Raw genomic sequence first — 8,745 nt, forward strand, 5'->3', positions numbered from 1 at the left:
TGGCACGCGGCCCGTTGGAATTGGAATTTTTCCTGTATCCGGGCCTTGATCCGGCCAGCAGCAGCTTTTCCGCCTGCATCCGCGTCGATGCTCTTGCGGCCCTGTATCAGGATTTTGCGCGCAGCGGCCTGCCCGCCGCCGGCATTCCGCGGCTGGAACCGATCCGGCCAATCGTGGATGGCTTGCTGATGTTCGCGCTTGTCGATCTGGATGGCAGCTTGCTGCGCGGGCTGGGCGAGGCCGATGCCTGATTTGCGCGGCTGCTGCTGCCGTGCCACCATCTGGCGGGATTTTTGGGGGGAACTGACGATGAAAACACTGATGCTCGCCGGCACCGCTCTGGCCGCTGCCTGTTTTGTGCCAAACGCCGCCGCCGCACAGGAAAAACGCCAGACCCCGCGCGAGGCAATGGTGGCCGAAGCCGATGCAGCCGCCGCGCGGCCGCCGGTAACGGAGCAGGCGTTCGTGTCCAAAGGCAGCGTCACCGTGAAGGGCAAGGCGATTGCCTACACCGCCACCGCCGGCACGCTGACCATCCGTGACGATGCCGCCCGGCCCACCGGCAGCCTGTCCTATCAGGCCTATACCGCCGAAGGTGCAGGCCGCCCGGTGACGTTTTTCTACAACGGCGGGCCAGGTTCGCCGACCGTATGGCTGCACATGGGCAGTTTCGGGCCGGTGCGGGTGAAAACCGACAAGCCGGCCTATGTTTCGCCCGATCAATATGCCGTGACCAGCAACCCGTGGAGCCTGATCGACAAGACCGACATCGTGTTCATCGATGCGATGGGTGCCGGCTGGTCACGCCCGCTTGGCGACAAGCTGGCCAAGGATTTCAACGGTGTCGATCAGGATGCCGATGCCTTTGCCCGCGCCATCGCCCGCTATGTCGCCCGCAACAACCGCTGGACTGCGCCGAAATTCCTGTTTGGCGAATCATACGGCACGCTGCGGTCTGGCGCGGTGGCGGCGATCCTCGAATCGCGCGGCATGTCGCTCAATGGCATCGCCCTGCTTTCGACGATCATGAATTATGGCGTGCGCCAGCCGGGCTATGACCAGAACCACCTGACGCTGTTCCCCGGCTATGCTGCCACCGCCTGGTATCACGGCACCTTGCCCGGCCCCAAGCCGGCCAGCCTCGATGCGTTTGTCGCCGAAGTGCGCGCCTGGGTGAGTGGGGCCTATGCCGCCGCGCTGGCCAAGGGCAGCAGCATCACCGCCGCTGAAGCCGATGCAATTGCTGCCCAAATGAACGCCTACACCGGCCTGCCCATCGATTTCATCAAGCGCGCCAATCTGCGCGTGGACCTGCCGCATTTCCAGACCGAATTGCTGCGCAGCCGCGGCCTGTCGATCGGCCGGCTGGACACGCGCTACACGCTGCTGCCCACCGATGGCAACGCTGACAGCCCGGATGATGATCCGGCGGGTGCCGGCATCACCGGCGCCTATATCAGCGCGTTCAATGATTATGCCATCAAGACGCTGGGCGTGAAAACCGATCTGCCCTACCGCCTGTCCGCCCGCGAACCGGGTTTCAGCTGGGATTGGTCACACCGCCCGCCGCGCGGCGGCACGCAAACAACGCCGAACACCGCCGTCGATCTGGCCTTCACGATGCGCGCCAACCCCAAACTGAAAATCCTGTTTCTCAACGGCTATTACGATATGGCCACGCCGTTTTACGGTGCGGAATATGATGCCGCCCACATGCTGCTTCCGGCCGATCTGAACAAGAATATCCGCTTCACCTACTACCAGTCCGGCCACATGATCTATCTGGCCGAATCAGAACTGGCCAAGATGAAGGACGATGTTGCGGCTTGGTATGACGAGGCGCTGAAATGAGGGCGCTTTCCCAACCGTGCAAGTGATGCGGAGCGGCGGGAAGAAACGCGGCCGCCTCGGTCGCGAAAGCAGCTCGAAATGCCCGTGACCGCGCCTCCAATCGAAGACCGGCAATGATCCCGGTACATTCGAACGCCAGCGATATCGGTCTGAGTGGTTGCAATTATGTTCCCTTCTGGGTTTTCGTGGCGCATTTCGTGCGCGGTAATCATCGGCGCAGTGCGGCGCGGATTGCGGCGAACAGGCGCGCATGGAAGAGATCGGTGGGTGCGTTGCTCGCGGCCGGGTGCGATCCGAAACGCGCGATGACGATATCCTCGCCCGGCACCAGGTGAAGCCGCTGGCCAAAGACCCCCAGCGCGTTCCATGCCTGCGCCGGGTGGTCGATCCACCAGCCGCTGCGATAGCTGAATCCCGGGCGGGTCTCGTTGCCGGCTGCCGCGAACAGCCTCCGGTCGCCGCCGGCCGCGATGGCGGCGCGCGCCCTCGCCAAAGATGCACTGTCGTTGTTGAGCAGCCACGCGCCGACCCGAGCCAGATCGCGCAGCGTGCAGGCGAGCCCTGCCGACGCGATGACGCGGCCGCCGGTATCGCGTACCCAGACGGCATCCGCAGCGCCGGCCGGCCCCCAGATATGCGCCGCCAGCAGGGCATCGAGCGTTGTGCCGGTCATTCGCTCGATCACCAGCCCGGCGACATCGGTAGCGGGCGTGCGATAGGCGAAACCCGGCACGGGCGGCGTCACCGGCAGCGCCTGCAACGCGGCAAGCACGCCGCCGCCGCCATCGCCCCAGAAATGCTTCGAATAGCGATGGATCTGGGCATCGGGATCGGCATACGTCTCGTCGAAGCCAACGCCATCGACCATGTCGAGCAGCCCGCGCAGCGTCGCCCCGGCAAAGGCCGATCGGCCGAGTTCGGGTACAGCGTTGCCGGTGCGGGTCGCCGGATCGACCAGCCCTTGCGCGATCAGGATCTCGGCGAGCAATCCCGTCAGCGCCTTGGTGACCGAAAAACTTAGGTGGGGCGTTGTCGCCGTCATGCCTTCCGCATAGCTTTCAAAGACGATCCGGCCGCGATCCAACACTAGAAAGCCATCGGCGTGGGTCGCGCGCAGCAGCGCGGGCAGGTCGAGCAGCGCGCCGTCGTTGCCCGTGACGGCAATCGGCGGCAGCGGCGGCAGCGGCGGCCCGATGGGCAGGTCGACGCCAGTGCCGGCAATCCGTGCAACTGGCAGGAAGCTGGCGATATTGCGGAACGCCCAGGGCGCATGCGGGTGCGACCGCCAGTTGGCGGCGGTCATTCCCGGCGGTGCAACCGGCACCATCGTCACGCCGTTGCCGGGTAAGCCGGAGTGGCGTCGAGCTCGCGGCGCCGCCGCGCCAGGAAAACGCGCCAGCCTTCGGGTCTGAAACCGCGGGCGCGATTGGCGGCACCGATCCGCCACAGCAGCGCATATTGCCGGAACAGCGCGGCATAGGCGGCCCGCAGCTTCGTCCGGCTGTCCCAGATGTGGGTCGATTCGGAGCCTGCGCCATTGCATTCGACGATGGTGAAGCCGCGACCCGCCTGCAGCTCGGCAAAGTCTGCGAAGCGCACATCGAAGCGCCCGAACCAGAATTCCGGAACACTTTGTGCAATGGCGTCGAAGCGCGCCCGCATCGCCTCGGTGACAAGGTCGGTGCCGTCGCGAAAGATGGCGCCGCGGCTGTGGCTGCCGGCAAAGGCGAGGCGAAATGGTTCGCCGGGCGCAAGCACGTCGGACAGGCGCGCGGCATGGCGGCCGAGATAGAGGTGGCTGAGCTGGCCGGCGCGCGGATCGTCGCGGATCAACTGTTCAAGGCAGCGGCGACCGTCGCCGATCACATGCGGGAAATATTTGAGGGTCAACGAAATGATCTCGCCGCGCGGCTGTCCGGGCTCACGGACATAAAAGACCCCCGCCTCGCCTTCCACATCGATCAACGCTTGCAGCAGAAACGCTTCGCCTTGCGGAAAGCCGGCAATATAGGTGGTCAGCTCTGCGAGGTCGCGGACCGGGCGGACGCCGGCACCGCGGCAGCCGAGTTCGGGCTTGGCGACGAGCGGAAAATCCAGCCCCGCAGCGCGCGCCTGTGCCAGCGCCAGATCGGCGACGGACTGGCACGAAACGTTGCCGCGATCGATTTTCACATAGGCCGCGACCCACGTTTCCGCGCTGCTTCGCATCTGGTCGAGAATGTCGGACTTGACCTCGCCGAACAGCCCGCCCGCCGGGAACAGCGGGTTGGCGACCAGCGGCAGGCGCACGCCGCCATAGCGCAGCGACAGCCACAGTGCCCACAGCCAGACCGGCAGATAGAACAGCCAACCCGGCCAGAATTCGAAGAACGACAGCGCCGGCGCTGGTGCCAGCGGCGGCATGCCGCGATGCGGAGTGGGCCAGGCCATGGTCAGCACGCCGGCGAGGGTTTTGCCAGCAACGCGGCGAGCGCGGCGCGGACGCGCGGTTCCTCGTTCCAGACGATGAAGTGGTTCTGGCCCTTGAGCCTCGTGACATCGACCGCCGCCGCGCCCGACAGATGCGCGCGCAGAAACGCGACGTTGGCGTAGGGCACCAGATCGTCCTTGGTGCCGTGGATGATGCTGATGCGGCAACGCAGCCCGGCAAGGCGCGGGGCCAGCGCCGCCAGTTCGGGCTTGAGGCCGAGCAGCTCGCGGTTGGCGTTGCGGAGATCTGATGGCAGCAGCGCGCGGACCGGCCACCATTCGCCGACGGGCTGCATCGGGTGGATTTTTTCCAAGGCAGGATCGAACGACCCTGCCAGGATCAGCAGCCCGCCGACCCGGCCCGGATTGTCCAGGGCAACCTGCGCAGCGATCGGCCCGCCGAGCGAATGGCCAACCAGCACCGGCCATTGGCCACCGCGCTCGACGAGCAGGGGCGCGATTGCTGCCGCCTGCGCCTTTAATGCAACCATGGCGTCGGGTGGCAGCGTTTCGCCAAAGCCGGGGCGATCGGTCGCCACCGCCTCGGTGCCCGGTAGCGGCGATCGCAGATAGCTTTCCCAGGCTGTTGCGCTGCCCGGCGTGCCATGGACGAAGATAACGCGGCGGCCATCGGCGGCCCCTTGCGACAAGATGCTGACGCGCAGCCCGCCGGGCGCCGTGTAGCGGGACCGGTCAACGCCGTCGCGCGCCAGATCGGCTGCGGATGGCGCTTTTGGGCCGCCGCAACCGGCGAGCAAAACCGCCGCGGCAAGGCTTAGCTTGCGCATGACAGCCGATCGGCCGGCTGTGGCGCACGCTTTGGCCAAGGGCCCGCGACGACATGGCCCCAGTCGCTGGCCCGGGCGCGGGCATCGGCGGCGAGGATATCCAGCAGGCGGCGCTGCGTATGGCTGCCACCAAAGCCGATGGAGTCGACAAGGGCTGAATCTAAGTGTTCGGCAGCGGTGGCATAGTGGCGCCGCGCGTGCGCCACCATCCCGGTTGCGGCGCGGGCGGCAGCGATGTCGATACGCCGGTCGCTGCGCGCCTGCTCCGCCAGCCCGCCCAGCAGCAGCGTGACCGCACCGTCGGCACCGGCGCGCGCCAGGCCGTAGGCAAGGTGCAGATCGACAAAGGGGTTGGCGCGGTCGGCGATCCGTTGTTCGAGGTGCGGCGCCATCGCGGCCCAACGATCGCCGGTGCACACGCCCGCGACCTCGAGCCGGGCAAGCAGCGAGACGGCATTGACCTGATCCTGCACACTGCCCGGGCGAACGCCCCAGATGCGCGTGTCGAACAAATCGAGCGCGGCATCATGGTCGCCAAGCTGCAATTCGAACAGCGCCGCGTGCCACCAATTGTGGGTATACAGGAACGACGAGCAGCCGGCCCAGCTTTCGCCAAAGCGGTCGGCCCAGGCGCGGCCTTCGCGGGCGCGGCCTTCGGTATCGAGGACATGGGCGACAGCGTGATGCGCCCAGGGGTCATGACCCATCGCCATCGCCTTGCGCCCTGCGCTTTCGGCGGCGCGCAGATCGCCGGCCTGTTCGAGCGCAAAGGCCCGCATGCCATGGACAAAACCAATATCCGGCTGAGCGCGGACAATGCCGTCGAGCGCGGTCAGCATGCCAGCAAAGTCACCGGTGTTGAGCTGATGGAACTGCAATATCTTGGCTGACAACAGGTCACGCGGCCAGCGCCGGGCGATTTCGACATGGGCGGCGATTGCTTTGCCAATATCGCCCCGCGACCATGCCGCAATCCCGCTGACATAGGCCTGTTCATGCGCGGTCGCGGCAGTGGCCAACCGTTCAGCGGCGGCGACCAGCGGCATTGCCAGCGCACGTCCCGGCGCGGTCAGGGCAAACAAGTGGATCGCAGCTGCCGTCGCCAGCGCATAGGCGCAGTCGCTCGTCGGGCCGGGGCTGTGCAAATAATCGCCGACATCCTTGCCATAGCGCAGCAGCGCGGCATCGACCGCATCGACCGCCGCTACGGTATCGGCGTCATCGGTGGTCAGGAACAAATGGTTGGCGCGTTGTAGCATCGTTGTTACGCTTTGGAGGCAATAGCTGGTGCGCTGCGCAACTTGTTCAACAGCCGCGGCGCAAAAAACACGAGTGACAGCAGGCCGGCCGCCAGCGCAATCGTTGCGGGCGTCAGCACCGCGAATACCGACCCTCCGGCCTGGCTGCTCGCAAAGAACAACGCCGGGGTCCAGATCAAGGTCGTGATGACGATCGTGCTGGCAAGCGCGATGAAGGGGAGCGCGATAACGCCGCTGCCGAAAAACACCGGCAGGCGGCTGCCGGGAATGAAGCGCGCCGCGGCAACCGCAATCAGGCCGCGGCGGCGCAGTTGGGCCTCGACCCCGCCGGAACTGCGGGCGCGCAGGCGAGCAGCAAGGCGGGTCGTGCCGAGCCAGCGCCCAGCGGCGTAAAGCGCAAGATCGCCGATGACCGTGCCCGCGACAACCGCGGTGACGGCGGTCATCGAGTCAATCACCATCTGGCCGGCGAGCAGCCCGGCGGCAACGGTCGCGACATCTTCAAGGATGAAGGTTGCAGCCACGAGGGCGAGAAAAAGAGCAGCCGGGCCAAGCATCCGGGATGCCAGCAATTCAGCAAGGAAATTGTCCATTTTTCGCGCTCCCGGCCCCGGCTTCAGGCAGCGGCGCTGCGGCCGATGAACGGCAGCCGGTCGCGGTTGACGGCGATCAGAACCGCTGCCGACACCCAGACACCGCAAGCCAGCGCGAACAGCTCGCCGCCGTCGCGGGTGCCATCGGTGTTGACGACCGAGATTCCGAGCGGGGTGAACAGGTGGAAGAAGATTGCGCCGGAAATGACGCCGAGCGCGAGCAGTGCCGCCCAGGGGCGCAAGCCGCGCATTGCCGGAACGAGACTGGCGAGCAGCGCCATGCTCGCGACCAGCTCGAACGTACCGATGACATATTGCGAGAAAATGCCATCGGCGGCGAAAACCCCGCCAAAGCCAAGGCCGGCTGCCCACAGGTCGAGCGTTCCGAAAATATACTGTGTTTCGGGCGAGTTGGTAAATTTGAAGAACAGAGACTGAATGAACACGAACGCGATAAATATCACGAACACAAACTGATATTTCCGGATCATCTTCATCACAGTCTCTCCTCGATCAAACCAACAAGTTATTATTTTGAGTTCATCTTTGACCAATTGACATTCGCGCTCTTGATCAGAGCAGGAATGTTCTTTGACCATTTTTCGCCGACTTCGGCGTTGTAGTTGACGTAAAGCTTGCCTTCCACGATCTTCCAGACCTGCGGATCAGCCGACGCGGTGTAATTCTGGCTGACTGCCCATGCACAATGGCCGCCATATTGCGGGGCATATTTGGCTGGATTGGCCTTGAACGCCGCGAGATCGGCGGCGCTGGCGAACTGCCAATCGGCGCCATTGTAGCTGGTGGTGAACTGCGGCAGTCCCTTCACCGGCTTGCCCTGGGTGAAGTAGGCAACCGGATCATAACCCGACAGCGCGAGGTTGCTGAAGGTGCCGGTATAGACTTGCGCCGGCTTGGCAGCGGCTGCGCCCGGAACCACAATCGCAACCGCAGCAATGGCAATGCCGGCGGCCACAAAGACAGTCTTGATGTTCATGGGATATCCTTTTTTGGACTGTGCCGAAGCCGGCGTCCCCGCGGTGCGAGGACGCCGAATTCTATCCGCGCCCATTCTTCGGGCGGTGGCGGCATGAAATGCCGATCATGCCGGCGTTGGGTGCATGCAGCTCACTTGCCGTGATGGACATCCGACGAAAGCAGCACGACGGGCACTTTGCCCTTGTTGATCCAATAGTGCGAAATGCCATCGGCCTCACGCGAGATCTCGCCGCCCTTGTGGGTGACCGGCACGGCGCAATCGCTGCGATATTCCATGATCGTGCCGCTGACAGTGTAGATCAGGGCCGGGCGATCGACATGGCTGTGCATGGGGACGATGCCGCCCGGCTGCACCACAAGACGCCGCGTGCGCAGATGGCGATCGGCCACCATGATTTCCTTGGCGAGATCGACGGAGCCGATGAGGGTGTCGGTGACGTCCTTGGGGCTGGTCGGTGCGCCGGCGAGCGCGTTGACGGCCGATTGGCCGGCGGGGCATTGGCCGGCGAGCACTGGCGAAGCAAAGGCAGTTGCAGCAAGCAGCACAAGTGCCGTCTGGCGGAAGGTCGGGAATGTCATGCTATCGATCCTTTGGTTGGTGGTGAACGGCCAGGATCTGGCGAACCAATGCCCTGACGCCGGGGTTGATTAGGCCCGGACCGGGAGCGCGCCCAATTGGATATCGGCATGGAAGCGATACCCAAACGGCATTTCACCCCGCATCAATAAGCGCCGAAACCGCCGGCATCGCTTTTGGAGTCAATTCGCCATGCCAACCACCAACGC

10 protein-coding genes are annotated in these 8,745 nt (G+C 65.0%); 2 read left to right on the plus strand and 8 right to left on the minus strand.

Annotation, left to right across the window (positions count from 1 at the left end):
- The first annotated feature begins 20 nt into the window (after positions 1-20).
- Both ABWP50_RS09425 and ABWP50_RS09430 read left to right on the plus strand, forming a co-directional pair.
- Complete coding sequence (locus ABWP50_RS09425; RefSeq protein WP_502951024.1) at positions 21-251, plus strand: DUF8817 family protein; 231 nt, start codon at positions 21-23, stop codon at positions 249-251.
- 58 nt (positions 252-309) lie between these two features.
- The gene (locus ABWP50_RS09430; protein WP_353217742.1) at positions 310-1,851 is read left to right on the plus strand and encodes a S10 family peptidase; all 1,542 of its coding nucleotides are present in this window, start codon (positions 310-312) and stop codon (positions 1,849-1,851) included.
- 208 nt (positions 1,852-2,059) lie between these two features.
- On the opposite strand, the gene ABWP50_RS09435 is transcribed toward ABWP50_RS09430, so the two are convergent.
- From ABWP50_RS09435 to ABWP50_RS09470, 8 genes are all read right to left on the minus strand, one after another.
- Entirely contained in the window at positions 2,060-3,154 is a 1,095-nt protein-coding gene (locus ABWP50_RS09435) for a serine hydrolase domain-containing protein (RefSeq protein ID WP_353217743.1), read from the minus strand.
- 26 nt (positions 3,155-3,180) lie between these two features.
- Complete coding sequence (locus ABWP50_RS09440) at positions 3,181-4,140, minus strand: hypothetical protein (RefSeq protein WP_353217744.1); 960 nt, start codon at positions 4,138-4,140, stop codon at positions 3,181-3,183.
- A gap of 143 nt (positions 4,141-4,283) precedes the next feature.
- On the minus strand, positions 4,284-5,108 hold the full coding sequence (locus tag ABWP50_RS09445; RefSeq protein ID WP_353217745.1) for an alpha/beta fold hydrolase: 825 nt from the start codon (positions 5,106-5,108) through the stop codon (positions 4,284-4,286).
- Positions 5,096-6,367, minus strand: coding sequence for a tetratricopeptide repeat protein (locus ABWP50_RS09450; protein ID WP_353217746.1), 1,272 nt, complete (start codon positions 6,365-6,367; stop codon positions 5,096-5,098). The genes ABWP50_RS09445 and ABWP50_RS09450 overlap by 13 nt, the downstream gene beginning before the upstream one ends.
- Before the next feature lie 5 nt (positions 6,368-6,372).
- Entirely contained in the window at positions 6,373-6,960 is a 588-nt protein-coding gene (locus ABWP50_RS09455; RefSeq protein WP_353217747.1) for a DedA family protein, read from the minus strand.
- Between the two features lie 23 nt (positions 6,961-6,983).
- The gene (locus tag ABWP50_RS09460) at positions 6,984-7,457 is read right to left on the minus strand and encodes a hypothetical protein (protein WP_353217748.1); all 474 of its coding nucleotides are present in this window, start codon (positions 7,455-7,457) and stop codon (positions 6,984-6,986) included.
- 32 nt (positions 7,458-7,489) lie between these two features.
- Entirely contained in the window at positions 7,490-7,957 is a 468-nt protein-coding gene (locus ABWP50_RS09465; protein ID WP_353217749.1) for a YHS domain-containing (seleno)protein, read from the minus strand.
- 131 nt (positions 7,958-8,088) lie between these two features.
- Positions 8,089-8,538: a cupin domain-containing protein gene (locus tag ABWP50_RS09470; RefSeq protein WP_353217750.1), complete on the minus strand. Its 450-nt coding sequence runs from the start codon at positions 8,536-8,538 to the stop codon at positions 8,089-8,091.
- Positions 8,539-8,745 lie beyond the last annotated feature (207 nt).

The sequence above is a fragment of the Sandarakinorhabdus sp. genome (assembly GCF_040398645.1).
Lineage (GTDB): Bacteria > Pseudomonadota > Alphaproteobacteria > Sphingomonadales > Sphingomonadaceae > Sandarakinorhabdus.